This is a genomic window from Mesorhizobium sp. M0152, from assembly GCF_040322415.1.
Classification (GTDB): domain Bacteria; phylum Pseudomonadota; class Alphaproteobacteria; order Rhizobiales; family Rhizobiaceae; genus Mesorhizobium.
Map to the genome: position 1 here is coordinate 1 of NZ_JAMYTH010000007.1, position 26,475 is coordinate 26,475.

General features: G+C 64.1%; 26 protein-coding genes. 12 read left to right on the forward strand and 14 right to left on the reverse strand.

The features are described 5' to 3' along the window. Positions 1–120 precede the first annotated feature (120 nt). The 4 genes from NKJ26_RS09650 to NKJ26_RS09665 all read right to left on the reverse strand — a co-directional run bounded on the left by NKJ26_RS09650 (position 121) and on the right by NKJ26_RS09665 (position 4,917). The gene (locus NKJ26_RS09650) at positions 121–1,221 is read right to left on the reverse strand and encodes an alcohol dehydrogenase family protein (protein ID WP_352695072.1); all 1,101 of its coding nucleotides are present in this window, start codon (positions 1,219–1,221) and stop codon (positions 121–123) included. 169 nt (positions 1,222–1,390) lie between these two features. After that, a complete protein-coding gene (locus tag NKJ26_RS09655) occupies positions 1,391–2,770 on the reverse strand; it encodes an aspartate aminotransferase family protein (RefSeq protein WP_352695073.1) in 1,380 nt (459 codons plus the stop codon). 31 nt (positions 2,771–2,801) lie between these two features. Continuing rightward, a complete protein-coding gene (locus NKJ26_RS09660) occupies positions 2,802–4,295 on the reverse strand; it encodes an NAD-dependent succinate-semialdehyde dehydrogenase (protein WP_352695074.1) in 1,494 nt (497 codons plus the stop codon). 130 nt (positions 4,296–4,425) lie between these two features. Next, positions 4,426–4,917, reverse strand: coding sequence for an Lrp/AsnC family transcriptional regulator (locus tag NKJ26_RS09665; protein ID WP_352695228.1), 492 nt, complete (start codon positions 4,915–4,917; stop codon positions 4,426–4,428). Positions 4,918–5,000: 83 nt separating this feature from the next. Here NKJ26_RS09665 and ehuR point away from each other — a divergent pair, with 83 nt between their 5' ends. From ehuR to doeB, 10 genes are all read left to right on the forward strand, one after another. Then, positions 5,001–6,386, forward strand: coding sequence for a MocR-like ectoine utilization transcription factor EhuR (ehuR, locus tag NKJ26_RS09670; RefSeq protein ID WP_352695075.1), 1,386 nt, complete (start codon positions 5,001–5,003; stop codon positions 6,384–6,386). A gap of 176 nt (positions 6,387–6,562) precedes the next feature. Next, positions 6,563–7,354 carry an ectoine/hydroxyectoine ABC transporter ATP-binding protein EhuA gene (gene ehuA / locus NKJ26_RS09675; protein ID WP_352603994.1) on the forward strand — a complete coding sequence of 264 codons (792 nt, stop codon included), beginning with the start codon at positions 6,563–6,565 and terminating at the stop codon, positions 7,352–7,354. Between the two features lie 105 nt (positions 7,355–7,459). Beyond that, positions 7,460–8,311, forward strand: a complete 852-nt coding sequence (ehuB, locus tag NKJ26_RS09680) for an ectoine/hydroxyectoine ABC transporter substrate-binding protein EhuB (RefSeq protein ID WP_352603992.1) — start codon at positions 7,460–7,462, stop codon at positions 8,309–8,311. A gap of 70 nt (positions 8,312–8,381) precedes the next feature. Then, positions 8,382–9,041 (forward strand): ectoine/hydroxyectoine ABC transporter permease subunit EhuC, encoded by a 660-nt coding sequence (gene ehuC, locus NKJ26_RS09685; RefSeq protein ID WP_352695076.1) that lies wholly within the window; start codon positions 8,382–8,384, stop codon positions 9,039–9,041. Between the two features lie 16 nt (positions 9,042–9,057). Continuing rightward, positions 9,058–9,717 carry an ectoine/hydroxyectoine ABC transporter permease subunit EhuD gene (gene ehuD / locus NKJ26_RS09690; RefSeq protein ID WP_027023202.1) on the forward strand — a complete coding sequence of 220 codons (660 nt, stop codon included), beginning with the start codon at positions 9,058–9,060 and terminating at the stop codon, positions 9,715–9,717. A gap of 3 nt (positions 9,718–9,720) precedes the next feature. Continuing rightward, positions 9,721–10,500 (forward strand): ectoine utilization protein EutA, encoded by a 780-nt coding sequence (gene eutA, locus NKJ26_RS09695; protein ID WP_352695077.1) that lies wholly within the window; start codon positions 9,721–9,723, stop codon positions 10,498–10,500. 5 nt (positions 10,501–10,505) lie between these two features. After that, a complete protein-coding gene (gene eutB / locus NKJ26_RS09700) occupies positions 10,506–11,492 on the forward strand; it encodes a hydroxyectoine utilization dehydratase EutB (protein WP_352695078.1) in 987 nt (328 codons plus the stop codon). Further along, a complete protein-coding gene (eutC, locus tag NKJ26_RS09705) occupies positions 11,489–12,481 on the forward strand; it encodes an ectoine utilization protein EutC (RefSeq protein ID WP_352695079.1) in 993 nt (330 codons plus the stop codon). Before eutB ends, eutC begins: the two co-directional genes overlap by 4 nt. A 134-nt stretch (positions 12,482–12,615) precedes the next feature. After that, on the forward strand, positions 12,616–13,794 hold the full coding sequence (gene doeA / locus NKJ26_RS09710) for an ectoine hydrolase DoeA (protein ID WP_352695080.1): 1,179 nt from the start codon (positions 12,616–12,618) through the stop codon (positions 13,792–13,794). Then, the gene (gene doeB, locus NKJ26_RS09715; protein WP_502903100.1) at positions 13,794–14,801 is read left to right on the forward strand and encodes a N(2)-acetyl-L-2,4-diaminobutanoate deacetylase DoeB; all 1,008 of its coding nucleotides are present in this window, start codon (positions 13,794–13,796) and stop codon (positions 14,799–14,801) included. Before doeA ends, doeB begins: the two co-directional genes overlap by 1 nt. A 96-nt stretch (positions 14,802–14,897) precedes the next feature. On the opposite strand, the gene NKJ26_RS09720 is transcribed toward doeB, so the two are convergent. The 8 genes from NKJ26_RS09720 to NKJ26_RS09755 all read right to left on the reverse strand — a co-directional run bounded on the left by NKJ26_RS09720 (position 14,898) and on the right by NKJ26_RS09755 (position 22,191). Then, positions 14,898–15,353 carry a MaoC/PaaZ C-terminal domain-containing protein gene (locus NKJ26_RS09720; protein WP_352695229.1) on the reverse strand — a complete coding sequence of 152 codons (456 nt, stop codon included), beginning with the start codon at positions 15,351–15,353 and terminating at the stop codon, positions 14,898–14,900. Beyond that, a complete protein-coding gene (locus tag NKJ26_RS09725; protein ID WP_352695082.1) occupies positions 15,350–16,426 on the reverse strand; it encodes a Gfo/Idh/MocA family protein in 1,077 nt (358 codons plus the stop codon). The genes NKJ26_RS09720 and NKJ26_RS09725 overlap by 4 nt, the downstream gene beginning before the upstream one ends. Then, entirely contained in the window at positions 16,419–16,748 is a 330-nt protein-coding gene (locus tag NKJ26_RS09730) for an L-rhamnose mutarotase (protein WP_352603974.1), read from the reverse strand. Before NKJ26_RS09730 ends, NKJ26_RS09725 begins: the two co-directional genes overlap by 8 nt. A gap of 9 nt (positions 16,749–16,757) precedes the next feature. Continuing rightward, entirely contained in the window at positions 16,758–17,870 is a 1,113-nt protein-coding gene (locus tag NKJ26_RS09735; RefSeq protein WP_352695083.1) for a mandelate racemase/muconate lactonizing enzyme family protein, read from the reverse strand. 5 nt (positions 17,871–17,875) lie between these two features. Further along, the gene (locus NKJ26_RS09740) at positions 17,876–18,973 is read right to left on the reverse strand and encodes an ABC transporter ATP-binding protein (protein ID WP_352695084.1); all 1,098 of its coding nucleotides are present in this window, start codon (positions 18,971–18,973) and stop codon (positions 17,876–17,878) included. Between the two features lie 4 nt (positions 18,974–18,977). Next, positions 18,978–19,844, reverse strand: a complete 867-nt coding sequence (locus tag NKJ26_RS09745) for a carbohydrate ABC transporter permease (RefSeq protein ID WP_352695085.1) — start codon at positions 19,842–19,844, stop codon at positions 18,978–18,980. Then, positions 19,844–20,740, reverse strand: a complete 897-nt coding sequence (locus tag NKJ26_RS09750; protein WP_352695086.1) for a carbohydrate ABC transporter permease — start codon at positions 20,738–20,740, stop codon at positions 19,844–19,846. The genes NKJ26_RS09745 and NKJ26_RS09750 overlap by 1 nt, the downstream gene beginning before the upstream one ends. Positions 20,741–20,871: 131 nt before the next feature. Then, on the reverse strand, positions 20,872–22,191 hold the full coding sequence (locus NKJ26_RS09755) for an ABC transporter substrate-binding protein (RefSeq protein ID WP_352695087.1): 1,320 nt from the start codon (positions 22,189–22,191) through the stop codon (positions 20,872–20,874). A 169-nt stretch (positions 22,192–22,360) separates the two neighbouring features. Between NKJ26_RS09755 and NKJ26_RS09760 the strand changes: the two genes are divergently transcribed. Both NKJ26_RS09760 and NKJ26_RS09765 read left to right on the forward strand, forming a co-directional pair. Next, positions 22,361–23,146, forward strand: coding sequence for an IclR family transcriptional regulator (locus tag NKJ26_RS09760; RefSeq protein WP_352695088.1), 786 nt, complete (start codon positions 22,361–22,363; stop codon positions 23,144–23,146). A 65-nt stretch (positions 23,147–23,211) separates the two neighbouring features. Continuing rightward, positions 23,212–24,051 carry an amidohydrolase family protein gene (locus tag NKJ26_RS09765; RefSeq protein WP_352695089.1) on the forward strand — a complete coding sequence of 280 codons (840 nt, stop codon included), beginning with the start codon at positions 23,212–23,214 and terminating at the stop codon, positions 24,049–24,051. Between the two features lie 103 nt (positions 24,052–24,154). Here NKJ26_RS09765 and NKJ26_RS09770 read toward each other — a convergent pair whose 3' ends face one another. After that, entirely contained in the window at positions 24,155–25,300 is a 1,146-nt protein-coding gene (locus NKJ26_RS09770) for an extracellular solute-binding protein (protein WP_352695230.1), read from the reverse strand. 14 nt (positions 25,301–25,314) lie between these two features. Beyond that, on the reverse strand, positions 25,315–26,475 hold the full coding sequence (locus NKJ26_RS09775) for a CaiB/BaiF CoA transferase family protein (protein WP_352603958.1): 1,161 nt from the start codon (positions 26,473–26,475) through the stop codon (positions 25,315–25,317).

A 26,475-nucleotide genomic window follows, 5' to 3' on the forward strand; every position in this document is an offset into this window, starting at 1 on the left:
CGTTCCAGTGTACACTCTGTTTGCATCGGGGAATACCTCTGCTCAAGGTAAGTCTTTGTCGCAGAAGCATTTTCCTTGATTCGGAGCCCCGATGCACTTCAACTGTGTGAGATATCCGGGCTAGGCCGGGCGTTCCGCGACGGCGTCGGGCACCACGACCAGCTTGCCGACAAAATCCTTGGCGATGAAGTCCGCCTGGGCGCGGTGGAAATCGGAGAGCTTGTAGACGCCGCCGACCAGCGGCCAGATCTTCTTGTCCTCGATATAGCGCACGATGCGGCGGAAATCCGCCCGCGTGCCTTGGCTCGAGCCATGCAGCTGCAGCTGCTTCAGATACATGGTCCGGAGATCGAGCTGCACGACCGGTCCGGCGATCGCGCCGGCGGTGGTGTAGCGGCCCTCGGGCCGAAGGATGCGCAACAGGTCGTTGAAGATTGCGCCGCCGACCAGGTCGGCCACGACGTCGATGGGCTGGCCGCCGGTCGCTTCGGCCACGGCGTGCGGCAAATCGGCGACGCCACGGGTGATCACAGCCTCGGCGCCGATGTCGAGTACAGCCTGTTCCTTGCCCTTGCCGACGACGGCATAGGGAATGGCACCGCGCGCCCGCGCCAGTTGGACGATGCCGGAACCGACACCGCCCGAAGCGCCGGTGACCAGCACGCGCTCGCCCGCCTTGAGGCCAGCGCGTTCCAGCATCTGTTCGCCGGTGAGATAGGCACAGCAGAAGGTGGCGAGTTCGACGTCGCTCAAGTCAGTGGCGACGGCGTGCGCGTTCTCGGCCGGCACCGCCTGGTACTCGGCGTAACCGCCGTCGCGGCCGTGGCCCATGTAATCGATGTCTGCGAGGGAATCGTCGTCGCGGTTGTAGATGGAGAAATCGATCATCACCCGTTCGCCGATGCGATCCGGCGAAACGCCGGCGCCGACGGCAACGATGCTGCCGACCGTGTCGGTGCCCTGGATGCGCGGGAAGCTCAGCGTGTTGCCCTGGCGGCGCCAGGTCGACACTGCCGCGGCATCTTCCTCAGTGCCGTAAGCGCCCTGGCGCACCCAGACATCGGTGTTGTTCATGCCGCAAGCGGTGACCTTGACCAGCACTTCGCCAGGGGCGGGGGCCGGCACCTTCACATCGGTGCGGTAGACCAGTTTTTCAGGACCGCCATGCCCGGTGAGCAGCACGGCAGCCATGGTGGCGGGGAGGGAGGGATGAGAGGTCATCAATGTGGCTTCCAGAAGTTGCAGGTTTGCGCTGCCCCTCACCCTTACCCTCTCCCCGTGAACGACGGGGAGAGGGGAACGCCAGCGCTGCGGCTATCTTCCTTCTCCCCGTCGTTCACGGGGAGAAGGTGCCGGCAGGCGGATGAGGGGCAGCGCCGATCATCGACAATCAGAGATTGGCAAACACGCTCTTCACGGCATCGGCGGTCTTCGCCACCACGATGTCGGCTTCTTCGCGGGTCAGGCAGAGCGGCGGCGCGAAACCGAGGATATCGCCCTGCGGCATGGCCCGGCCGATGACACCGCTGGCTGCAAGTGCCGTCGCCACCTGCGGTCCGACCTTCTGCGAGGCGTCGAAGAACACCCGGTCGTCCCTGTCGGCGACGAACTCGACCGCCGCCAGCATGCCGTCGCCACGGACCTCGCCGACATTTTTGTGGCCGCCGACCGCCTTGGTCAATTCGGCGCGGAAATAGGCGCCGGTTTCCCGGGCGTTTGTCACCAGGTCCATCTCGTCGATCAGTTCGAGATTGGCGACGCCAGCGGCAACGCAGATCGGGTGCGCCGAATAGGTCCAGCCATGGCCGAGCGAGCCGAACCTGTCGGATCCCTGCACCAGCACCTGCCACATCTTGTCGGCGACGATGACGCCCGACAGCGGCGCATAGGCCGAGGTCAGGCCCTTGGCGATAGTGATCAGGTCCGGCTTGATGCCGTAATGGTCGGAGCCGAACATGGTGCCAAGCCGGCCGAAGCCCGTTACCACTTCGTCGGCGACCAGAAGCACGTCATATTTCTTCAGCACCGCCTGGATCTTTTCCCAATAGCCGGCCGGCGGCGGCACGATGCCGCCGGTGCCGAGGATCGGCTCGCCGATGAAGGCGGCGACCGTCTCCGGCCCTTCGGCCAGGATCATCTCTTCGAGCTTGTCGGCGCAATGTTGCGAGAACTGCTCCTCGCTCATCGAGCGGTCGGAGCGGCGGAAATAGTAGGGCGCCTCGGTGTGCAGGATCGACGCGCGCGGCAGGTCGAACGCATTGTGGAAAAGGTCGAGGCCGGTCAGCGAACCGGTCATCACGCCCGAGCCGTGATAACCGCGCCAGCGCGAGATGATCTTCTTCTTCTCCGGACGGCCGAGCACGTTGTTGTAGTACCAGATCAGCTTGATGTTGGTTTCGTTGGCATCCGAACCCGAAAGGCCGAAATAGACCCTCGACATGCCTTTCGGCGCGCGGTCGATAATCATCTTGGAAAGAGTGATCGAAGCCTCGGTGCCATGGCCGACATAGGCGTGGTAATAAGCGAGGTTCTTCGCCTGGGTGGCGATGGCGTCGGCGATCTTCTGGCGACCATAGCCGACATTGACGCAATAGAGGCCGGCGAAGGCGTCGATGCTCTTCTTGCCATTGTTGTCCCAGACGGTGACGCCTTCACCGCCAGCCATGATGCGCGTCGGGCTCTCACCGCGCGCATGCGTGCCCATATGGGTCGAGGGATGGAAGAAGTGGTCGCGATCCCAGGCGGCGAGTTCGTTGGACTGGTCGAGCATTTTTTTGACTCCTTGAAAGGTCCGGGTGGGTTTAGGCCACATCCAGGCAGAGATACTTGAGATCGGTGAAGGCTTCGAGCCCATGGCGCGAGCCTTCGCGGCCGATGCCGGACTGCTTGACGCCGCCGAAGGGGATTGGCGCGCCGGTGATCTTGACACGATTGATGGCGACCATGCCGAAGTCGAGTGCGCGGCCCATGCGCTGCTGGCGGGCGCCGTTCTCGGTCACGACATAGGCGACGAGGCCGTATTCGGTGGCATTGGCGCGGGCGATCACCTCGTCCTCGCTGTCGAAAGGCGTCACCGCCGCGACCGGACCGAAGGTCTCCTCGCGCATGATAAGCGCTTCGTCGGAAACGTCGGCCAGCAGCGTCGGCTGGAAGAACAACGGTCCGGCCTGATGCCGCCTGCCGCCGGTGAGACAGCGAGCGCCATGAGCGGTCGCGTCCGCAACCTGCTCCTCGACCTTCTTGACGGCGCGTTCATGCATCAATGGCCCGATGTCCGTCTCGTCGGCAAGGCCGTTGCCGGTCCGCAGCGCCTCGATGCGCCTGGCGAAGGCGGCGCAGAAGCGATCGTAGACCGGACGCTGGACAAAGATGCGGTTGGCGGCGAGGCAGTCCTGGCCCGAGGTGGCGAATTTGGCGTCGATTGCAATGCTCACGGCCTTGTCGAGATCGGCGTCGGCAAAGACGATCAACGGCGCGTGGCCGCCAAGCTCCATCACCAGCCGCTTCATCGTCGGCGCGCTCTGTGCGGCAATCAGCCTGCCGATCTCGGTCGAGCCGGTAAAGCTCATGGCGCGGACGCGCGGGTCCTCGCACATTCGTCCGACAATGGTCGCCGCCTTGCCGGTGATCACATTGAAGACCCCAGCCGGCAGGCCGGCGCGTTCGCCGAGTTCGGCAAGCGCCAGCGCCGACAATGGTGTTTCCGAAGAGGGATGAGCGACGATCGTGCAGCCGGCGGCAAGTGCTGCGGCCGCCTTGCGGGTCAGCATGGCCGACGGAAAATTCCAGGGCGTCACGACACCGACGACACCCAGCGGCTCGCGCCGCACCATCATTTCGGCGTTCGGCAGATGGCTGGTGACGCTCTCCGCGTTGAGTCGTTTTGCTTCTTCCGCATACCATTCGATGAAGGAGGCGGCGTAGTCGATCTCGCCCAGCGACTCCTTCAGCGGCTTGCCTTGCTCTAAAGTCATCAGCAGAGCGAGGTCGTCTTTCGCGGCGATGATCAGGTCGAACCATTTTCGCAGAATTCTTGCGCGCTCCTGCGGCAAGGCAGCCCGCCAGGCCGGAAAGGCGCGCGCGGCGGCATCGATTACATTTGTCGTCTGGCGCGCATCGAGCGCGGCAACAAAGGCGACGGTGGTGCCGGTAGCCGGATCGGTGACCTCGAAACTTTCGGCCGCCTCACTCGCCGTCCAGTGCCCGTCGACATAGGCAAGCTCGCGCAGCAGCCGGCGGTCGGCAAGGCGATCGAGCGCTTCATGGCGATGCGAGCGGGCAAAATGCGCGGACATGGTCGAGGCCTCCCGGTTCGGACTGATACGGAAAGACTATCCGTCCTGCGCAGACAGAGAGGCTGTTTGGATGCTCGTCCGTAGAGAGAATCTCTCTATTGTGCCGCACTGGCGGACGATCTCTCCGACCTCATGTCGAGGCCGGCAACAGGTCGGCGACGGGAAGAGCAATCTCGTCCTTCACCGTCTTGGTGACGATGTAGGTGAAGTAGCGGTCGATGCCGATCTCGCGTTCGAGCAGTCCGTCGACTAACCGCTGATAGGCGTCGATATCGCGCGCCATGACCTTCAACACATAGTCGACGCCGCCGCCCACCGACCAGCAAGCGACGATCTCGGGGATGTCGCGGATGGCGCGTTCGAAACGGTCGAAGTCGGCCTGGCGGTGGCTGGCCAATGTCACTTCCATCAGCACGGTGGCGACCGGTGCGACGACGCGCATGGCGATCCTGGCATGATAGCCCGAGACGATGCCGGCCTTTTCCAGCTTACGCAGCCGCATCCAGCAGGGCGTCGGCGACAGGCCCACCTTTTCGGCCAGTGCCAGCTTGGTGATGCGCCCGTCGCGCTGGATGGCGTCGAGGATTTTGAGGTCGATCGCGTCGAGTTTCGCGGCTGTCATCGGCATCCACTTTTTCGTTCACGGCACCATGACGGCGCATTATTTCGATTGTCAATTGCACTGATTTCGATCTCTAATAAGTCATGACATTGTGGCGTCCCGATCCCGCGCTTATCCGGCGGCCTGCCTATCAATCGCTGGCCGACCAGTTCGCGCGCGCCATCCATGACGGTCGCCTTGCCAACGGCACGCGGCTGCCGACGCATCGCCGGCTGGCCGACGACCTCAAGCTTTCGGTGCAGACGGTCAGCCGCGCCTATGAGGAACTGATCCGTCGCGGCCTGATATCGGGCGAGATCGGCCGCGGCAGTTTCGTCCAGACGCAGCGCCGTGAGCCCGAGCCGCCCTATCTGCCGGAGCGGCTGGGCGAAGTCATCGACCTGTCGATCCTGAAGCCGGTCTGCGAGCCGATGCATCTGGAGCTGATGAAACAGGCGCTAGGCTGGCTGGCCGAAAACCTGCCGTCGAGTTCGGCGCTGTCGTTCCGGCCCAACATGGTGTTTCCGCGCCACCGCGCGGTGGCTGTCGAATGGCTGAAGCTGTGCGGACTGGATATTTCAGCGCAGAACATCAGCCTGACCAATGGCGCCACGGCAGGGATGACGGTGGCGCTGATGAGCGTGGCGCCGCCGGGCTCGACCGTGGCGACGGAAGCAATCGGCCACCACACGCTGGTGCCGCTGGCGCGCTATCTCGGCTTCAACCTTGAAGGCCTGCCTATCGACGACAACGGCCTGATCCCCGAGGCGCTGGACGAGGCTTGCCGGCTTTCCGACATCCGCGCCGTCTTCGTGCAGCCCTCGGTGATCAACCCGACGGCAACGCTGATGGACGCAGCGCGCCGCGAGCAGATCGCGGCCGTCGCCCGCAAGCACGACATCGCCATCATCGAGAACGACGTGCTGGGCCCTCTTGTCGAGCACCGGCCGCCGCCGGTCGCCGCCTTCGCGCCGGAGCGCACGCTCTACGTCACCTCTTTCACCAAGATCGTGGTTCCCGGCCTGCGCATCGGCTATCTCGCGGCGCCCGACCGCTATGTCGCCGCCGTTGCCAACAGGCATCTGGTCTCGAACTGGATGGCGACGCCGCTGGTGGCCGAGATCGCCACGAAATGGGTGGCCGACGGCACGGCGATGGAGCTCGTCCGCTGGCAGCGCACGGCACTGCGGCGGCGACTGGATATCGCGGCGGAGGTGCTGGCCGGGGTCGGCTACCGCGCCCGGCGCGACGGGCTGCATGTCTGGCTGCAGCTGCCCGCGGACCGCGCCGAGGAGAGCTTCGTCGCCCAGGCCCGCCTGCAGGGCGTGGCGATCGCGCCGGGCACTTCCTTCCGCATCTCGGATGCGCCGTGGCATCCGGCGGTGCGCATTTCGCTGGGTTCGACCACCGAGGGGGAACTGCGCGCCGGCCTCGGCGTTGTGACAAAGCTTTTGCTTGGCGACCCGGAGCATCTCCTGCTGGCGATCTGAGCACGAAGCCAAAAGCGCGCGGCGCTCTTGAGACGACGGCATGCACAAAAGTCAGCGGCGTTGCTCCGAAATTGTGCGGAATGGGAAATATTGTCATGATATTATTTTCCCAATTGACATGATTTGGCGCGTTCCGCATCGTTAAGACATAGGCTTCTCCAGCCGGGGAAATTCATTTGTCCGCAACCGCGCCCATCATCAAGATCGACGGCATCACGAAGAGCTTCGGCAGTTTCAAGGTGCTGGACGGCCTGTCGATGCAGGTCATGCCGCGCGAGAAGCTGGCGCTGATTGGCCCGTCCGGCTCCGGCAAGACGACGATCCTGCGCATCCTGATGACGCTGGAGCGCATCGACGGCGGCCATATCCAGATCGACGGCGAGCAGCTCTACCACATGGAGCGCAACGGCCAACTGCTGCCGGCCGACGAGCGTCATCTGGCCCGGATGCGCCAGAAGATCGGCATGGTCTTCCAGCTCTTCAACCTGTTTCCACACAAGAGCGTCATCGACAATGTCACGCTGGCGCCGATGCTCACCAAGGGCATGCCGCGCGCCGCCGCCGAAAAGCGGGCGATGGAACTGCTCGACATGGTAGGCATGGCCGACAAGGCCAAGGCGATGCCGGCGCAACTGTCCGGCGGCCAGAAGCAGCGCGTGGCGATAGCCCGCGCGCTCGCCTTGCAGCCGAAGATCATGCTGTTCGATGAAGTGACATCGGCGCTCGATCCGGAACTGGTCGAGGAGGTGCTCAGCGTGTTGTGGCGCCTCTGTGCCGAAACCGACATGACCATGCTGCTGGTCACCCATGAGATGGGTTTTGCCCACGACTTCGCCGACCGGGTGCTGTTCTTCGATCGCGGCAGGATCGTCGAGGAAGGCAAGCCCGACGAGATTTTCCGCAATCCCAAGCAGGAGCGCACGCAAGGCTTCCTGAAGAAGATCATCGCGGCCGGACATCGCGTCTGACTGCTATGCCCAGAGGGCGGCCAAGCCGTCCTGCAATCAAGCCGGAAATGGGCGGTGAAGCCGCCCAGCAACAAAACCAAGACAAGAAACAAGGAGTTGGGAACAATGAAGAAATTTGGCATTCTGGCCGGTGTCGCCGGCCTTGCACTGACGGCGGTGCTGGCCGTCTCGACCGCCGGTTCGGCCGACGACAGCAAGCTCGAGCAGCTCAAGTCGCAAGGCTTCGCCCGCCTCGCCATCGCCAATGAGCCGCCTTACACGGCGGTCGCGGCCGACGGCAAGGTCTCGGGCGCGGCGCCTGATGTGGCGCGCGAGATCTTCAAGCGGCTCGGCGTCGCCGACGTCGTCGCCTCGATTTCCGAATATGGCGCGATGATCCCCGGCTTGAAGGCCGGCCGCTTCGACGTCGTCACCGCCGGCCTGTTCATGAAGCCGGAGCGCTGTGCGGCGGTTGCCTATTCCGAACCGGTGCTGTGCGATGCCGAGGCGATGCTGGTGAAGAAGGGCAATCCGAAGGGCTTCAAGAGCTACGAGGATGTCGCCAAGGACGCCAATGCCACGATCGGCGCGCCCGGTGGCGGCACTGAGGAGAAGCTGGCGCTCAATGCCGGTGTTCCGCGCGAGCGCGTCATCGTCGTGCCCGATGGCCAGAGCGGCCTGAAGATGGTGCAGGACGGCCGCATCGATGCCTATTCGCTGCCGGTCCTGTCGATCAACGACCTGATCAAGAAGGCCAACGATCCGAACCTCGAAGTCATCGCTCCGGTACAGGGCGCGCCGGTCTATTGCGACGGCGCCGCCTTCAACAAGGGCGACGAGGCGCTGCGCGACGCCTACGACGTCGAGCTGGCCAAGATGAAGAAGTCGGGCGAGTTCGCCAAGATCATCGAGCCCTACGGCTTCTCGGCCGCGGCGGCGATGTCGACGACGCGCGACAAACTCTGCTCCGCGAAATAAGGCGCCTTCTTCCTTCTCCCCGTTCACGGGGAGAAGGACCCCAAGAGCGAACGTTGGAAACCTTTAATTTATGACCCAGTGGTCCGGCTATCTCGGCCTGATATTGCAGGGAGCGCTTGTCACCATCGAGCTGACGCTGATGGGGTCGGTGCTTGCCCTGGTCATGGCCTTTCTCGCCGGAATGGGGCGGCTGTCGCGTTTCTTCGCGCTGCGGGCGCTCGCCACCGCCTATATCGAATTCTTCCGCGGCACATCGATCTTCGTGCAGCTGTTCTTCGCTTATTTCGTGTTGCCACTGGTGGGTTTCGAACTGACCCCGCTGCAAGCCGGCGTGCTGGCGCTAGGCCTGAATGTCGGCGCTTATGCCGCCGAAGTCGTGCGCGGCGCCGTGCAATCGATCGGCCGCGAGCAGCATGAAGCCTGCGTCGCGCTCAATCTCGGCCGCTGGCAAGGCTTGCGTCACGTCATCCTGCCGCAGGCGTTCCTGGTGATGCTGCCGACATTCGGCAACAACGCCATCGAACTTCTGAAAGCCACTGCCGTGGTTTCGCTGATCTCGCTCGCCGACTTGACCTTCCAGGCGCAGGTGGTGCGCGCGCAAACCGGCAACACCATGGTGCCGTTCACCACCATTCTGGTCATCTATTTCGTCCTGGCGCTGCTCATCTCATGGGGCGTGCGCTCGCTGGAACGCCGCATGGCGCGCGGCCTCGACGGGGTGCGCGTCTGATGGAATGGGCCCGCTGATGGAATGGGATTGGGATTTTGTCCGGCAGATCCTGCCGACGCTGATCCAGGGGGTGAAGATCACCATCCTGGCGACGCTGCTCGGTTCGGTGCTGGCGGCGGTCGTCGGGCTGGGCATCGCGCTGGCGCGTCGCTCGCCAAACAAGGCGCTGTCGCGCACCGTCGGTTTTCTGGCCGAGTTCATCCGCGGCACGCCGTTGCTTGTGCAGCTCTATTTCATTTTCTACGTGCTGCCCGACATCGGCATCCTGCTGCCGCCGCTGGTCGCCGGCGTCATCGGCCTTGGGCTGCACTACGGCACCTACACCGCCGAGGTCTATCGCGCCGGCATCGAAAATGTGCCGCGCGGCCAGTGGGAGGCCGCCAAGGCCTGCAATCTGAACGCCAGGCAGACCTGGACCCAGATCATCATTCCGCAGGCGATCCCGCCGATGATCCCGGCGCTCGCCAACTATTTCATCGCAATGTTCAAGGAAACGCCGCTACTGTCGGCGATCACCGTGCTGGAACTGATGAACCAGGCGAAAAGCGTCGCCAATACCTACTACCGCTATATCGAGCCGATCACGCTGGTCGGCGCTTTTTTCCTCGCCATCAGTCTTTGTTCGGTTGTGCTGCTGCGCTGGCTGGAACGCCGCTACGGCAAGATCGAGAGATGATTGATGAAACCCGTGCCCGAGATCAAGCTTGCGCCCAACCGCCCGCCGCTCGATGAGCGCCCGCTGGAGCGGCGCGTCGGCCTGATCATTCTCGCCACCGACCATACGACCGAGCCGGATTTTCGCCGCATGGTGGCGAGCGAACGGATCGGCGTCTATGTCGCGCGCATCCCCTACGCCAACCCGACGACACCGCAGAACTTGCGCAAGATGCAGCCGGCGTTGACGTCGGGTGCCACACTGATCCTGCCCGACGAGCCGCTCGACGCCATCTGCTACTCCTGCACCTCCGCCTCGGTGGTGATCGGCGATGCCGAGATCGAGACGGCGATCCAGGCCGCCAAGCCTGGGGTTCCAGTCGTCACGCCGCCGATGGCTGGCGTGCGCGGGCTGAATGCGTTCGGCGTGCGCAGGATCAGCATCCTGACGCCCTACACCGTCGAGACCAGCCGGCCGATGGCCGCCTATTTCGCGGAACGTGGTTTCGATGTCGTCAGTTTCACGTGCCTTGGCTTCGAAGACGACCGCGAGATGGCGCGCATCGCGCCGGCCGCCCTTGTCGACCTCGCACGCCAGGCGACACATCCGGAGGCTGAAGCCCTGTTCGTGTCCTGCACGGCGCTGCGCGCTGCGCTCGCCGTCACGGGCATGGAACAGGCGATCGGCCGTCCGGTGGTGACCAGCAATCAGGCAACCGCCTGGAACAGCCTGAGGCTTTGCGGTGACGACACGGCGCGCCCCGAGTTCGGCCGGCTGATGACCTTGGCTTTGCCGCGCGATTGATGATCATGACTACAGTTACACTTGACGATATCCGAGCCGCACGTGAGCGCATCGCCGGCAAGGTCGAGCACACGCCGACCGTGCCTTCGCCAACTCTCTCGGAGCGTCTCGGCGTTCCGGTCCACCTCAAGCTCGAGCACCGCCAGACCACCGGCGCCTTCAAATTGCGCGGCGCCTCGAATGCCGTCGCCTCGCTGAATGCGCAGGAGAGGGCACGCGGCGTTGTCGCGGCTTCGACCGGCAATCACGGCCGGGCCCTGGCGCACGCCGCGAAGCTCGAAGGCATGCGCGCGGTGATCTGCATGTCGCGGCTGGTGCCGGGCAACAAGCTTGACGAGATCCGCCGGCTTGGCGCCGAGATCCGCATCGTCGGCAACAGCCAGGACGATGCGCAGCAAGAGGTCGAGCGGCTGGTGGCCCAAGAAGGGTTGGTCATGCTGCCGCCCTTCGACCATCCTTCAATCATAGCCGGGCAAGGCACGCTCGGGCTGGAGATGATCGAGCAGGTCCCGGACGCCACCCTCGTTCTGGTGCCTTTGTCTGGCGGCGGGCTGGCTGCCGGCATTGCCGCGGCCGTCAAGGGCGTCAGCCCAACGACAAAGGTCATCGGCATCTCGATGGCGCGCGGTGCGGCGATGAAGGCGAGCCTCGATGCCGGCCGGCCGGTGCTGGTGGAGGAGTTGCCGACACTGGCGGATTCGCTCGGCGGCGGCATTGGCCTCGACAACCGGCTGACTTTCGCCATGTGTCGTGACCTGCTCGACGACGTGGTCCTGCTCGACGAGGACGAGATCGCCGCCGGCATCCGCCATGCCTATGCGCAGGAGCGCGAGATCGTCGAAGGCGCTGGCGCGGTCGGCATCGCCGCGCTGCTCGCCGGCAAGGTCAAGGCGAACGGCCCGGTTGTCGTGCTTCTCTCCGGCCGTAACATCGATATGGATCTGCACCGCAAAATTGTTTGCGGCGAAGCAATCACGGAGCGTGCCGCATGAGCCGGATAACGATCCTCACCGAAGCCGAACTGCGCTCGATCGTGACGCTCGACCTCGATGCCGTCGCCTGTGTGGAGAATGCTTTCCGCGCGCTCGCCACATTGCCGGTTGCGATGCCGCCGATCATGCGCCTCGATATTCCCGAGCATCGCGGCGAGGTCGATGTGAAGACCGCCTATGTGCCCGGCATCGACGGTTTTGCCATCAAGATCAGCCCCGGCTTCTTCGACAATCCGAAGCTCGGCCTGCCCAGCGTCAACGGCATGATGGTGCTGCTGTCGGCGAAAACGGGCCTGGTCGAAGCGCTGCTGCTCGACAATGGCTATCTCACCGATGTGCGCACGGCCGCCGCAGGGGCGGTTGCGGCCAAGCATCTGTCGCGGCCAGATTCCTCGGTTGCGGCGATCTTCGGCGCCGGTGTCCAGGCCGCGCTGCAGCTCGAAGCGCTCATGCTGGTCCGGCCGATCGCCGAGGCGCGCATCTGGGCGCGCGATGCCGCCAAGGCAGAGGCGACAGCGGGCGCCTTGCGCGAAAAACTTGGGCTGGACGTGCGCGCCGAGCCGGATGCGCCACAGGCGGTTGCCGATGCCGACATCATCGTCACCACGACGCCCTCGACCGAGCCGCTGATCAAGGCCGGTTTCGTTTCCGCGGGCCAGCACATCACCGCCATGGGCTCCGATGCCGAGCACAAGAACGAAATCGCCCCGGCAATCCTGCGCATGGCCGACCTTTATGTCGCCGACAGCGTTCGCCAGACGCGGCGGCTGGGCGAACTGCACCATGCCATCGCCGCCGGCGTGATGGCGGCCGACGCCGAGGTGACCGAACTCGGCCAGATCATCGCTGGCACAAAACACGGCCGCCGCTCGGCCAGCGACATCACCATCGCCGACCTGACCGGCACCGGCGTGCAGGACACGGCGATCGCCACGCTCGCTCGCGACCGGGCGCGGGCGGCCAATTCCGGAATCACTTTCGAAAGCTGATGCTGGCCAAAGCGTGATCCGGAAAGTGGGAACCGGTTTTCCGAAAAGATCACGCGCAAACAAGAAACAGACGACGAGCCGGATTCAACAAAGTTGAAACAGGCTCTATGCCCAACAAACCAGGAAGCAAAAGAATGATGCCTAACTTGAAATTCTCGCGCGGCGAATATGCGGATCGCCTCGCCAAGACGCGGAAAGCCATGGAGGCGAAGGGCGTCGATCTTCTGGTTGTCAGCGACCCTTCCAACATGGCCTGGCTGACCGGCTATGACGGCTGGTCGTTTTACGTACACCAGGCGGTCATCGTGCCGCCATCGGGCGAGCCGCTCTGGTACGGCCGCGGTCAGGACGCCAACGGCGCCAAGCGCACCGCCTATCTCGCGCATGACAATATCGTCGGCTACGCCGACCATTATGTGCAATCGACCGAGCGCCACCCGATGGACTTCCTGTCCAGCGTGCTTGCCGACCGCGGTTGGGGCAAGCTCACCATTGGCGTCGAAATGGACAATTACTGGTTCTCCGCGGCCGCCTTCGCGTCGCTGCAGAAGCACTTGCCCAATGCCCGCTTCGTCGATGCGACCGCCTTGGTCAACTGGCAGCGTGCGGTGAAAAGCCCGACCGAGATCGACTACATGCGCAAGGCCGCCCGCATCGTCGAAGCCATGCACCAGCGCATCGTCGATAAAATCGAGGTCGGCATGCGCAAATGCGATCTCGTTGCCGAGATCTATGATGCCGGCACGCGCGGCGTTGACGGGATTGGCGGCGACTACCCGGCGATCGTGCCGCTGCTGCCGTCGGGCGCGGATGCCTCGGCGCCGCATCTCACCTGGGACGACAAACCGATGAAGCGGGGCGAGGGCACCTTCTTCGAGATCGCCGGCTGCTATAACAGGTACCATTGCCCGCTGTCGCGCACCGTCTTCCTTGGCAAACCGACACAGGAATTCCTCGATGCCGAGAAGGCAACGCTCGAAGGCATGGAAGCAGGGCTCGCGGCAGCCAGGCCCGGCAACACCTGCGAGGACATTGCCAACGCCTTCTTCGCCGTTCTGAAGAAATACGGCATCGTCAAGGACAACCGCACCGGTTATCCGATCGGCCTGTCCTATCCGCCGGACTGGGGCGAACGCACGATGAGCCTGCGACCGGGCGACCGCACCGAGCTCAAGCCCGGCATGACCTTCCATTTCATGACCGGCCTCTGGCTGGAGACGATGGGGCTGGAAATCACCGAATCCATCCTGATCACCGAAACCGGTGTGGAGTGCCTGGCCAATGTGCCGCGCAAGCTGGTGGTGAAGGATTGATGCCGATGTCGAGTCTGCGCCCATCACCGGTCACGCCGACCGTCGATTTCGACCGCGACGGCGTCCAGCATGGTTTCCTGCGCCTGCCCTACAGCCGGGACGATTCGGCGTGGGGTTCGGTCATGATCCCGATCTGCGTCATCCGCAACGGCAAGGGGCCGTCGGCACTTCTGACCGGCGGCAACCATGGCGACGAGTATGAAGGGCCGCTGGCCCTCTACGAACTCGCCCGCACGCTCGATCCCAGGCAGGTCAGCGGTACGGTCATCATCGTCCCGGCGATGAACTATCCGGCCTTCCGCGCCGGCACGCGCACCTCGCCGATCGACAAGGGCAACATGAACCGCAGCTTTCCCGGCCGGCCGGACGGCACGGTGACCGAGAAGATCGCCGACTTTTTCCAGCGCGAGCTGCTGCCGCGTTCCGACATCGCGCTCGATTTCCATTCCGGCGGCAAGACGCTCGACTTCGTGCCGTTTTGTGCGGCGCATATACGGCCCGACAAGGCGCTGGAAGCGCAGGGCTTCGCCGCGGTCGAAGCATTCTCCGCGCCCTGGTCGATGAAGATGCTGGAGATCGACGCGGTCGGCATGTTCGACACCGCCGCCGAAGACATGGGTAAGCTGTTCATCACCACCGAGCTCGGCGGCGGCGGCACCTCGCGTGCCGAGACCGTTCGCATTGCCCGGCGCGGCGTCCTCAATGTGCTGCGCTACGCCGGCATTGTTGCTGGTGCGGTTGGGAAGGGCCCGACGCAATGGCTCGACATGCCGTCGGGCGATTGCTTCTCCTTCGCCGAGGACGACGGCATGATCGAAACCATGGTCGATCTCGGAGAGCCCGTCGAAGAGGGCCAGGTTCTGGCGCGCATCCATTCCGTCGGCCGCACCGGCTCCGCCCCGCAGGAAATCAGGGCAAGGATGTCGGGCCTGCTGGCGGCGCGCCATTTTCCCGGGCTGGTCAAGGCCGGCGACTGCACTGCCGTGGTGGCCGTGCTGGTCGATTGATACTCGGGGGCCTCGATCGCAGGAAACGTCCAGGATTCCTCGGGCATGCGACTACGGATACGCATCACCGCGCGCCACCGGTTCGGAAAAATGGCTTCAGCCCTGCGCCGGCTTGCGTTCGACGATGTAGATGTGGTCGGCCGCCAGCACCACTTCGTCGCGCTGGTTGATCACCTCGCAGCGTTCGATCACCCGTCCAGAACCCGGCCGCTTTGGGTCGTCCTCCTTGGCGGCGATGGTAGTGCGCGTGCGGATCGTGTCGCCGATGAACACCGGCTTGATGAAACGCAGCCGGTCGTAGCCGTAGGAAAAGGCGACCGGGTTGACGATGGTTGCCGTCAATCCGATGCCGACAGAGAACACCAGCGTGCCGTGGGCGATGCGCTGGCCGAACGGCGTCGTCTTCATGAACTCGGCGTCCATGTGGTGCGGGAAGAAATCGCCGGTGTGGCCGGCATGGACGATGAAGTCGGTCTCGGTGATGGTGCGGCCGCTGGTCAGCCGCAAGGAGCCGACCTCGTAGTCCTCGAAATACTGGATCTGTTCCATCAGGGTCTTTCCGCGATCGGCGTCGCTGGTGCCGCGCTCGACTGATAGGCCGCTTCGACCAGCGCCATCGTGCTCCACGCATCCTCGACCGGGCTGATCAGCGTCGCGTCCTCGCCCGCCGCGAAACGCTGGACATTGGCCATGCGGCCGACGAAGGCGTCGGGGAACCACTCGCCGGCCAGGGGCACGGCGATCCAGTCGGTTCCGCCCTTCGGGTAGATCTCCAGCACATCCGGTTCCCCGCGCGGATAGTCGAGGTTGAGGCCGAGCTTGACATAGGCCGCGCCCTCGGTGCCGCAAATGCGGAATTCTGAGGCCTGGTGCCGACGGCCGAACTTGTGATCGTGGTTGATCGACAACGCGCAGCGCACGGTATCGCCATAGTCGAGGATGGCGCTGGTACGCGTCTGCGCCACCGCATGGTTGGGGTGGCCGAGCGTCTTGGCGTGCACGCCTCGCGGGTCGCCGAGCAGCTGCCGGATCAGGTCGAGATAATGGATCGAATGCATGGCGATCTCGACGCGCGGTGCCTTGAGCAGGAATTCCCACAGCTGCCACGGTGTCGCCAGCGCGAGCCAGACGTCAAAGTCGACAATCTCGCCGAGCCAGCCCTTGGCGATGGCATCCTTCAGCGCCAGCATCATCGGAGCGAACCGCCCCTGGAAGTTCACCGCGGCCTGCAGTTTCTTGGAACGGCAGATCTCGAGGATTGCGGTCGCCTCGGCAAGGCTGCTGCCCATCGGCTTCTGGATCAGCGCCACGGCGCCGTCAGGCAAGGCCTTCAGCACATCGGCATGGCGGGCGGGCGGTGTTGCTAGATCGAAGATAGCACCTTCGACGGCGGCCGCCTCCTCGGGCGTGCGGAAGGCGGTCACACCCCATTGGCTGGCCAGCTTTTCCGCCTTGGCGTGATCGGGATCATAAAGCCCGGCGATCGGGAAGCCGGCCTTCCGGTAGGCCGGGAAATGCGCGTCGCCGACGATCGATCCGGCGCCGAAGGTGACGATCGGCCGGGGTTCTGTGGGTTTGGGCCAGGATTGGACCAGTGAGGCAGGGTCGAAATCGCTTTCAGTCATGGTGGAAGACCTCGTCCATAGCAGCCCACCATTCGCCCTCCTTGCGGGTCGCCAGCGGCTCCTGGCAAGGCATGCAGACGGCCCACCATTCCTGCGTCCTGGGGTCGGCAGCCATCTTGGCCATGTCGGCGGCATAGTCGGTGCCGTGGTATTCGAAAGTGCTGAAAAGCAGGTTCTCCGGCCGCTTCAGGTAGATCGAGTAGTTCTTGATGTTGCAGGCCGAGATCATGGTCAGCACGTCGGGCCAGACGGCGGCATGGAGGCGGACATACTCCTCGACCTTTTCCGGCTTCAGCCCCAGAACCATCCCCATCCGCTGCATGCCCGTCTCCTATTTCGTGATCGCCGTGGTGAATTCGGCGATGCTCATGGCCTTGACTGCGTCCCAGTCCCAATCGATGCCGATGCCGGGCTCGTCGGGCGCCAGCGCCTGCCCATCCTCGATGCGCATGCGCTTGCCGGTCAACTGGTCGAGTTGCGGAATGTACTCGACATACCGACCGTTCTGAACAGCGCAGGCCAGGCTGACATGCAATTCCATCAGGAAATGCGGGCAGACCGGAATGTCGAAGGTCTCCGCCGCATGGGCGACCTTGAGCCAGGGCGTGATGCCGCCGATGCGGCCGACATCGACCTGCACGACCGAACAGGCGCCTTTCTGCATGTATTCACGGAAATGCCTGATGGAATAGAGCGACTCGCCGATGGCGATCGGCGTCGGCGTCGAGTTCGACAGCCGCACATGCCCATCGATGTCGTCGGCCGGCAACGGCTCCTCGATCCAGGCAAGATCGAGTTCGCGCAGCCTTGCGGCGCGCCGAATAGCCTCGTCGACCGAAAAACCCTGATTGGCGTCGGTCATGATCTCGTAGCCGTCGCCGACCGCCTTGCGCACCGCTGCCAGGCGAGCGAGGTCCTCCGATCCGTGCGGCCTGCCGATCTTCACCTTCGAGCCGCGAAAGCCCTTTTCCTTGGCGGCCAGGGCGTCGTCGACCAGCGCCTGCGTCTCGATGTGCAGCCAGCCGCCTTCGGTCGTGTAGAGCGGACAGCGGTCCTTGGCGCCGCCGGCCAGCTTCCACAGCGGCAGTTCCTGCTTCTTCGCCCGCAGATCCCACAGGGCGGTATCGATCGCCGCGATCGCGATGGCCGTGATCGCGCCGATCGTCGTGGCATGGGTGGCGAATTCGAGATCGTGCCAGATCGCCTCGATCATGTCGGGGTCGCGGCCGATCAGCCGCGGCGCTAGATGATCCGACAAAAGCCGCATCACCGACGAGCCGCCGGTGCCGATCGTGTAGCTGTAGCCGGTGCCCACCGCGCCGTCGGAATCGGTGATCGTCACGATAGGCGTTTCCTGGCTGACGAAACTCTGGATGGCATCGGTGCGCTTGACCTTGGGCACAAGGTCCACCATCCGCAGTTCGACTTTCTCGATCGTGGCCATGCCGGTCAGCTCCGCAATGTCTTTCCGGTGTCGGCGGCAAACAGATGCGCCTGCGACAGGTCGAGGCTCATGGCGACCCGCTCGCCCGACCGCAGCGGTCGCGGGTTCAGCATGCGTGACACCCAGTCCGTACCGTTGAATTCGACGAACACCAGCGTCTCGTTGCCGAGCGGCTCGGTGACCGTGGTCGGCAGTTCGATCTGGTGAACGTCGGCCGCGCCGCCGGAACTGATGCCATGGCCGGTCGGATAGATGTCGTCCGGCCGCAGCCCGAACACGATCTTTTCGCCAGTCGCGACATTGGCCCTGAACTGGCCGGGCAGCGGCAGTCTTTCGCCGCTGGCGAAAACCAACTGACCGTCATCGATCGTGGCCTCGTGCAGGTTCATCGGCGGCGAGCCGATGAAGCCGGCGACAAAGCGCGTCGCCGGCCGCCGGAACACCTCGTCGGGCGTGCCGACCTGTTCGATATGGCCGTCGCGCATGATGACGATGCGGTCGGCGAGCGTCATCGCCTCGACCTGGTCATGGGTGACGTAGATCACCGTCGATTGCACCTTGGCATGCAGTTTCTTGATCTCGGTGCGCATCTGCGTGCGCAATTTGGCGTCGAGGTTGGAAAGCGGCTCGTCGAACAGGAACACATCGGGGTCGCGCACGATGGCGCGGCCCATGGCGACGCGCTGGCGCTGGCCGCCGGACAGTTGCGACGGTCGGCGGTCGAGCAGCGTGTCGAGACCGAGGATGGCCGACGCCTCGGCGACGCGGCGGTCCATGTCCTCCTTGGCCGCACCTGCGATCTTCAGCGAGAAGCCGAGATTCTCACGCACCGTCATGTGCGGGTAGAGCGCGTAGGACTGGAACACCATCGAGATGTTGCGCGAGCGCGGCGGCAGGTCGTTGACGACGCGCCCGCCGATCTCGATCGAGCCGGCGCTGACCTCTTCGAGCCCCGCGATCATGCGCAGTGTCGTCGATTTGCCGCAGCCGGAGGGGCCGACCAACGCGATGAACTCGCGGTCGGCGATATCGAGATCGATGCCGTGCACGATCCCGATATTGCCGTAGCGCTTGGTCAGTTTGCTGAGGGAAACGGTTGCCATTGGATCAGCCTTTCACCGCGCCGGAGGTCAGGCCGCCGACAAGGTGTTTCTGGACGATGTAGGTGAGGGTGAGCGCCGGAATGATCATCACCACGGCGAGCGCGCACATGCCGCGCCAGTCGATGGTGAATTCGGCGGTATAGTCGAGCAGGCCGACCGGCAGCGTCTTGGCGCTCACCGAGCGGGTCAGCTGCGAGGCCAGCGCGAACTCGTTCCAGCAGGTCAGGAAGGCGAAGATCGCGGCGGAAGCGATGCCCGGCCCGGCAAGCGGGAACTCGACCTGCCAGAAGGCCTGCCAGCGCGTGCAGCCGTCGATCTGCGCCGCTTCCGCAAGGTCTTTCGGCACCTGGCGAAAGAAGCCGTCGATCAGCCAGATCGTGAACGGCACGTTGAGCGCGACATAGGCCAGGATCAGCCCGAAATGCGTGTCGATGATGCCGAGCCGCACATAGAGGAAGAACAGCGGCAGCGACAGCGCGATGCCCGGCACCGTGCGCGTCAGCATCAGCCCGAGGAAGACGCCGGATTTGCCCCGAAATCGGTAACGCGCGAAGGCGTAGCCGCCGGCCATGCCGATGGCGACCGCAATGGCCGTTGAAGTCACCGAGATGATCAGCGAGTTGCGGAAATACTCGATGACCGGGATGCCGCCCTTGCCGATGCCGCTGAACATCGCGACATAGGCGTCGAACGAGATTTCCTGCGGGATCCACACCGGCGGCTTGGCCATGATCTCGACCGTCGGCCGCAGCGACGACAGCACGATCCACAGGCCGGGCAGGCAGATGGTCAGCATCGCCAGGAACAGGCCGATGCGATAGACGACGCCCGCAAGCCGGCGCCTCAGGCGGGCGGAAGAATTCTCGTCCATCACCACTCAGCACCGATCTGCGTGCGCGCCGCGGCGAGCTTGTTGAAGAAATAGACGGTGAAGGCGATCGACAGCAGGATCGAGAAATAGGCCATGGCGTTGGCCATGCCCATGCGTCCGTCGCTGTAGGCGGTGCGCGCCACCAGCGTCCACAGCAGCTCGGTGCGGCCCGCCGGTCCGCCATCCGTCATGATCTTGACGATGTCATAGGCGCGCGCCACGTCGAGCGAGCGGATGGTCATGGCGATGTAGGCGAAAGGCATGACGAACGGCCACGTCACATAGCGGAATGTCTGCCACGGCGTGCAGCCGTCGACCCGCGCCGCCTCGACCGGCTCCTTGGGCATGGCGAGCAGTCCGGCCAGGATCAGGATGGCGAAGATCGCCGTCGACGACCAGATCTCTGCGATCGAGATGGCGATGAAGGCGAGATGGCCTTCGATCAGCCACGGTATGGCGTCCCTGGTAAGCCCGAGCGACTGCAAGGCATTGTTCACCAGGCCGATATTGTCGTTGAACATGAACTTGAACTGGAAGCCGACGAGGATCGGCGAGAACATCATCGGAAACATCATCAGCGTGCGCAAAATGCGCTGCCCGCGAGTCGCCTTTTCGACCAGCATGGCGAGGCCGAGGCCGAGCAGCATTTCGAGATTGAGCGCGATCGTCAGCAGCAGCACCGTGCGGCCGAACGCCCACCAGAAATCGGTATTGGCCAGGATCGAAAGATAATTCCTGAAGCCGACGAAGACGAAGAACGTCTCGGGCCGCGTCAACCGGAAAGGCGTGAAGCTGGAATAGAGCGACAACAGCAACGGCACCACGACGACCGCCGCCAGCACGATCATCGCCGGAAGCAGCAGCAGGAATGGCGCGGATGGCTTGAAGCCTTTCATCGGGATTCCGTGAGGTGTTGCATTCAACTATCGGCCTCGTGCTCGTCGAGGCCGGGCCAGGGCAGGGCCACCGCAAGACGTGATCGCCTCCCCCACATTCCAGATGGGGGAGGCGGTCTTGGGAGCGATTGCTACAGCTTGCCGGCGTCCTCGAGGATCTGCGTCGCCTTGGCGGCGGCATCATCCAGCGCCTGCTTGGAGGTCTTGTCGCCAAGGATAGCCGCCTGCAGCTCGGGATAGACGGCGTTCGAGATTTCGATCCACTCGGGCGTCTGCGGCACGGCGAAGGCGTGCGTGGCCTCCTCCTGGAAGGCGGAGAGGACCTCCTTCTTGTAAGGATCGTTTTCGGCCTGCTTCAGGTCCCAGTCCCACACGGCCGTGCGGGTCGGCAGCGGGCCCGCGGCCGCTTCGAGCTTCTGGCTGTCCTCATTGGTCAGCCACCACACCAGCGAGGCCGCGGCCTCCTTGTTCGGGCAGTTCTCGGTCACCGAAAAACCGTGGAACCCGGACCAGCCGGTGCGCTTGCCCGAAGATCCCTTCGGCGCGACCTTGACGCCGACATTGCCGGCGACCTTCGACGACTTCGGATCGTTGAAGAAGCCGGCCCAGCCCGGCCAGTCGAGATTGATGGCGACGGTGCCGGACGCAAAGCCTTGGCCGAGATCGTCCCAAAGATAATTGGTCGTGCCGGCCGGCACGGCCTTGGCCTTGTAGAGGTTGACGAACCAGTCGAGCGCCCGGATGCCCGCCTCGGAATTGAAGACGGGCTTGCCGTCCTTGTCGAGATACTCGCCGCCCTCGGCGACCACCATCTCGTAGAAGCGGCCGTTGATCGCCTCTTCCTTGCCGGCGAACTGCGTGCCGTAAAAATTGGGCGGGTTGGCGAAGAACTCGGCCTGCTCGGCGACTTCCTTCCAGCTGTCCGGCGGCACCAGGTCGTAGCCGTATTTGGCCTTGAACTTGGTCTTGTTGTCGGCGTTCTCGTAGAGGCTCTTCTGGTAATAGAGCGCCGAAACGTCGAACTGCGCGCGCGGCAGCATCCCCAGCTTGCCGTCGATGGTCGCCGCTTTGATCGTCGATGGCACGAAGGCTTCGATCTCTTCCTTGGGCAAGAGCATGCCGAGGTCGGTGTAGAGGCCCGTATACTGCGGCGCGAACGACGAATGGTTCCAGCCGACGCACCAGTTGGTGCTGCCCGAAGCGATGTCGGACTTGAGCTCCTTGTCGATATCGAAGCCGTTCTTCTTGGTCAGGATGTTGACTTTGGCGCCGGTCAGCTTCTCCCATTCGGGGATTCGCTCGTAGAGCTTTTCGTACTGCTGGCCGCCGATCAGCTTGGCGTCGATGGTGACGCCTTCGAATTTGCCGGGCAGGTCGCCGGCAAGGGCAGCGCCTGCACCGGATGCAAGCAACAATGCGCCGGCACACACGCCGGAAAGCAGTCTGTTCATTGGTATCCTCCCTTGGTGCGCCTCAGCGGCGACCGCAACTCGTCTCGATGACAAGAGTGCTACATTCATATACAAACAAAACATTCACGGATACGTCAAGGCGAAAATTTGTTTCCGCCGGGCGCGTTCCTGCGTATATGAAGGGCAGAATTCACCGGAGGGACGAGCCATGGACGACAGCGAAGACGAGCGCTATCGCGCGCCGGCGCTCGACAAGGGGCTCGACATCCTTGAACTGCTGGCCGGCGTCGACGGCGGCCTGACACAGGCCGAAATCGCCAAGAAACTCGACCGCAGCCCCAACGAATTCTACCGCATGCTCGACCGGCTGGTGCGGCGCGGCTACGTCACGCGGCTCGACGGCGACCGCTATTCGCTGACGCTCAAGCTGTTCGGCCTAGCGCAGTTGCACGCTCCCGTCCGGCGGCTGGTTTCCTACGCCACGCCGCTGATGCGCGAATTGGCCGAGGTCTCGCAGCAGGCCAACCAACTCGTTGTTTTCGATCGTGGTTCCGCTGTCGTGATCGGTCAGCAGGAGGCGCCGAACTATTGGGGGATTTCGATCCGGGTCGGTGCCCATATCAGCCTGTTCGACACCGGCTCGGGCCATGTGTTGCTGGCGTTCCGCTCGCCAGAAGAGCGGCAGATGATGATATCGGAACATGTCCGCAGCACCGACAAGACGGCGCAACCGGCCGAGTTCTTCGCCCGTCTCGACCAGATCCGCGACCGTGGTTACGAGATGATGGCCTCGATGCAGACCGCTGGTGTCTTCAACCTGTCGGCGCCGGTGCGCGGTTCCGACGGCAAGGCGATCGCGGCACTGTCGATCCCCTACATCACGGTCGTCAACGCGCCTTCCGCGCCCGATATCACCAGGACTATCGAACTGTTGCTGGCAACGTGTGAAAGGCTGTCGCGCCTTGCGGGGTCGGCCGTCGGCTCGTCGGCATGAATTCTTATTTGAATGAAGAATTCCCCCGTGAGATGATTGAAAAAAGCCCGGAGGAGGAGCCCACGATGATCATCGACACCCATCTGCATCTGATCGATCGCTCGGTTCTGCGCTATCCCTGGCTTGCCGGCGTGCCGGCGCTCAACCGCGATTTCTCCTATGAGGAATATGCCGTGGAGGCGCACCGCGTCGGCGTCGAGCGCGTGCTGCATATGGAGGTCGATGTCGATCCGGCCGACATAGAGGCCGAGATCGCTCGGGTCGAAGGGCTGTCGCGGCAGCCCGGCAGTATGCTGGCCGGGGCGATCGCATCCTGCCGGCCGGAAGAGCCTGGCTTTGCCGCCTATCTCGAGCGGCAGCGGGCAAATCCTTTCGTCAAAGGTTTCCGCCGGGTTCTCCACGTCGTGCCCGACGACCTGTCCGAAGGCACAGTGTTTCGCGACAACATCAAGCGGCTCGGTGGCACCGGCCTGACCTTCGACCTGGTCGTGCTGCCGCACCAGATCCCGAAGGCGATCGCGCTTGCCGACCTGGCACCCGATGTCCAATTCGTCCTCGATCATTGCGGCGTTCCCGACATCAAGGGCAATGGCGAGCATCCGTGGCGCAGGCACATGAGCGAGATCGCGCGGCGCCCGAATGTCATGGCCAAGATTTCCGGTGTCGTCGCCTATGCCGATCCCGGCAGCTGGACCGTAGAGACGCTGCGGCCCTACGTCGAGCACACCATCAATTCATTCGGCTGGGACCGTGTCGTCTGGGGCAGCGACTGGCCGGTCTGCACGCTTGGTGGCGGCCTGTCGACCTGGGTGGCGGCGACCCATGCGCTGCTTTCGGGCTGCACCATTGCCGAGCGCGACAGGCTGTTGTCGGCGAATGCCCGCAAGCTCTGGCGGCTTGCCTAACCGGCCAACAGGGACGTCATTATTCCTGCGACACGGTTCGCCAATCGCCGAGGTTTTTTTTGTGGCGCGATCCTGCCGTCCTGTTCTCCCCCGTTGGGTTCGTTCAGGTTTTCCCACTCACAGCACTGGACACCTGCGCCGGCGAACTCTGCCGGAACAGGCGATTGAGATCATCGACGACCTGTCGGGCCTTGTGCCCGGCGGTCATGCCGGAAAGGAGGCGGTCGGACGCCGCCTGCTGGAATGCCATGTAGCCGTCATGGCGCGGCCGCACCCATGCGCCTTTAAGCGTCGCGCGCGTTTCGCGGTAGAAATCGCCGGCCGTGGCGTTGACGGTCTGGTCCTTCCAGGCCGCCGCATGGCCGGGCTGTCCGCCGGCGGCGGCGTAAAGACCACGCTGGACATCGCCGCTGGCGATCCAATAGGCAAAATCGATCGCGGCTTTTTTTGCCTTGGAAAAGGCCGACACGGCTATGCCGGTGCCGCCGAGCGCTGAGCCGACAGGGCCAGTCGAACCGATGACCGGGATGTCGCTGAAGGCCAGCCGCCGTGCACGAAAACCCGCCACCGCATAGGAGACGTAGCCATAGATCAGCGGCGCGCAGACGATACGGGAACCAGCTTCCGTCATCCGTTCCGAAACGGCGATCGGATCCATCTCGATGCAAGCCGGGTCGACCAAGGCGGCGATCTCGCACATCGCTTCGAAGGCTTCGCTGCCGGCCGCGGTGCCGATAAGGTCACGGGATGGATCGGTCGCGCAGGGATGACCGAGATTGCCGGCCAGCGTGTAGAACACCATCAGCGCATGGGGTGGCCGCAGCGGCAGCAGCACGCTTCCTTGCCGGGCAAGGTCGAGCACGTCGCTCCACCGCGCCGGCGGCGCATCGAGCGCATCCGGCCGCCAGGCCTGGACCTGGCTGGCCGCATCGATCGGAAACGCCCATTGCCTCCCGTGCCAGTTGTAGCTCGGATAAGACTGGCCGACGCTGCCCGAGGCGAGCGCGGCACGCTCCGCCTCGCGACCGGCGACATCCAGCGGCGCAAGGCAGCGCTCCGCCGTGATCTGGCCGACATGCGGATGGTCGATGACGATGAGATCGTAGGCGCGCGCCAGTTCCTCGACCGGGAAGGATTCGAAATCCTGCAGCGAGCGCTTGTCCCAGACGATGGCAAAACCGGTCTTCTGCTCCCAGAACGAAGAGCAGGCAACCATCGGATCATAGCCGCGCGGATGGCTCCAGGTCATGCCTTTGAGCGTGCTCACAGGCCGAACTCCTCACGGATTGCAGCGCTGTGTTCGCCGATGCGCGGTGCTGCCCGGTCGACCTTGGCCCTGATACCGTCGACCCTGAGCGGCGAACTCGTGGTGAGGATCGAGACGTCGTCCTCGCGCGTCACGGTCTGGAGCATGTCGAGCGACTGGAAACCCTCGCTCGCCAGCATTTCAGGCCAGGTCAGCACCTTGGCGCACCAGATGTCGGCCGGCTCGAGGATATCAAGCCACTCGTCGATCGTCCTGGTGGCGATCCTCTGCGCGATGATCGCCTTGATGTCGTCGCGCGCGGTGAACCAGGATGCCGGTTCGTCGCGGTAGGGCGAGAGCTCATCGAGCGACAGCAGGTCGGCGAGTTTGGGGATCGGTGTCATGGCGATGGCGAGGTAGCCGTCCTTGGCCGGGTAGACGCCGTAAGGCGCGGAGAGATAGGCATGCGCACTGCGGAAGCTGGAGCGGCGGGGCAAGCGGCGGCCGTCATTGAGGTGCGTGGTCAGCACCTCGAACTGGAAATCGACCAGCGCTTCCAAAAGGCTGGTTTCGATATGGCTCCCCTGGCCGGTGATGCCGCGCCGTACCAGTGCGGCCAGAATGCCTTGCGCGCAGGCGGCACCCGCGAGCATGTCGCCGATGGCAAGCCCGAACGGCACCGGTCCCTGGTCCTCGTCGCCGTTCAGCCACATCACCCCGGAACGCGATTGCGCCAGGAGGTCCTGGCCTGGCCGCTTGACCCAGGGACCGTCCTCGCCATAGCCGCTGATCGAGGCGTAGACCAGGCGCGGGTTGATCTTGCGGACGGTCTCGTAGTCGAGGCCGAGCCGCTCGATGACGCCGGGCCGGAAATTCTGGATCAGCACATCGGCCTTGGCCAGCAGGCCGCGCAACGCCTTCAGGTCAACCTCGTTCTTGAGGTCGATGGCGAGGCTTTCCTTGGCCCGGTTGATGGCGTGGAAGATGGTGGAATCGCCGCCGATCTCGGTATCGCTGAGATAGAGCCGGCGCGACAGGTCGCCGCCATCCGGACGCTCGATCTTGATGACCCGAGCGCCGAGATCGAGCAGTCTGAGCGAGCAGTAAGGCCCGGACAGGAACTGGCTCATGTCGACGACGACGAGACCGGCAAGCGGCAATTCGGCTGCTGCCGGCAT

Excerpts from the sequence above, each read along its gene's own strand:
- NKJ26_RS09650 (WP_352695072.1), bottom strand. The coding sequence starts at position 1,221 with ATGACCTCTCATCCCTCCCTCCCCGCCACCATGGCTGCCGTGCTGCTC.
- eutC (WP_352695079.1), top strand. The coding sequence starts at position 11,489 with ATGAGCCGGATAACGATCCTCACCGAAGCCGAACTGCGCTCGATCGTG.
- NKJ26_RS09750 (WP_352695086.1), bottom strand. The coding sequence starts at position 20,740 with ATGAAAGGCTTCAAGCCATCCGCGCCATTCCTGCTGCTGCTTCCGGCG.
- ehuB (WP_352603992.1), top strand. The coding sequence starts at position 7,460 with ATGAAGAAATTTGGCATTCTGGCCGGTGTCGCCGGCCTTGCACTGACG.
- NKJ26_RS09665 (WP_352695228.1), bottom strand. The coding sequence starts at position 4,917 with ATGACAGCCGCGAAACTCGACGCGATCGACCTCAAAATCCTCGACGCC.
- NKJ26_RS09660 (WP_352695074.1), bottom strand. The coding sequence starts at position 4,295 with ATGTCCGCGCATTTTGCCCGCTCGCATCGCCATGAAGCGCTCGATCGC.
- ehuC (WP_352695076.1), top strand. The coding sequence starts at position 8,382 with ATGACCCAGTGGTCCGGCTATCTCGGCCTGATATTGCAGGGAGCGCTT.
- eutB (WP_352695078.1), top strand. The coding sequence starts at position 10,506 with ATGACTACAGTTACACTTGACGATATCCGAGCCGCACGTGAGCGCATC.
- ehuD (WP_027023202.1), top strand. The coding sequence starts at position 9,058 with ATGGAATGGGATTGGGATTTTGTCCGGCAGATCCTGCCGACGCTGATC.
- NKJ26_RS09765 (WP_352695089.1), top strand. The coding sequence starts at position 23,212 with ATGATCATCGACACCCATCTGCATCTGATCGATCGCTCGGTTCTGCGC.
- NKJ26_RS09740 (WP_352695084.1), bottom strand. The coding sequence starts at position 18,973 with ATGGCAACCGTTTCCCTCAGCAAACTGACCAAGCGCTACGGCAATATC.
- eutA (WP_352695077.1), top strand. The coding sequence starts at position 9,721 with ATGAAACCCGTGCCCGAGATCAAGCTTGCGCCCAACCGCCCGCCGCTC.
- NKJ26_RS09655 (WP_352695073.1), bottom strand. The coding sequence starts at position 2,770 with ATGCTCGACCAGTCCAACGAACTCGCCGCCTGGGATCGCGACCACTTC.
- NKJ26_RS09755 (WP_352695087.1), bottom strand. The coding sequence starts at position 22,191 with ATGAACAGACTGCTTTCCGGCGTGTGTGCCGGCGCATTGTTGCTTGCA.
- NKJ26_RS09770 (WP_352695230.1), bottom strand. The coding sequence starts at position 25,300 with ATGACCTGGAGCCATCCGCGCGGCTATGATCCGATGGTTGCCTGCTCT.
- NKJ26_RS09725 (WP_352695082.1), bottom strand. The coding sequence starts at position 16,426 with ATGACTGAAAGCGATTTCGACCCTGCCTCACTGGTCCAATCCTGGCCC.
- NKJ26_RS09775 (WP_352603958.1), bottom strand. The coding sequence starts at position 26,475 with ATGCCGGCAGCAGCCGAATTGCCGCTTGCCGGTCTCGTCGTCGTCGAC.
- doeB (WP_502903100.1), top strand. The coding sequence starts at position 13,794 with ATGCCGATGTCGAGTCTGCGCCCATCACCGGTCACGCCGACCGTCGAT.
- NKJ26_RS09730 (WP_352603974.1), bottom strand. The coding sequence starts at position 16,748 with ATGCAGCGGATGGGGATGGTTCTGGGGCTGAAGCCGGAAAAGGTCGAG.
- ehuR (WP_352695075.1), top strand. The coding sequence starts at position 5,001 with ATGACATTGTGGCGTCCCGATCCCGCGCTTATCCGGCGGCCTGCCTAT.
- doeA (WP_352695080.1), top strand. The coding sequence starts at position 12,616 with ATGATGCCTAACTTGAAATTCTCGCGCGGCGAATATGCGGATCGCCTC.
- NKJ26_RS09745 (WP_352695085.1), bottom strand. The coding sequence starts at position 19,844 with ATGGACGAGAATTCTTCCGCCCGCCTGAGGCGCCGGCTTGCGGGCGTC.
- NKJ26_RS09735 (WP_352695083.1), bottom strand. The coding sequence starts at position 17,870 with ATGGCCACGATCGAGAAAGTCGAACTGCGGATGGTGGACCTTGTGCCC.
- NKJ26_RS09760 (WP_352695088.1), top strand. The coding sequence starts at position 22,361 with ATGGACGACAGCGAAGACGAGCGCTATCGCGCGCCGGCGCTCGACAAG.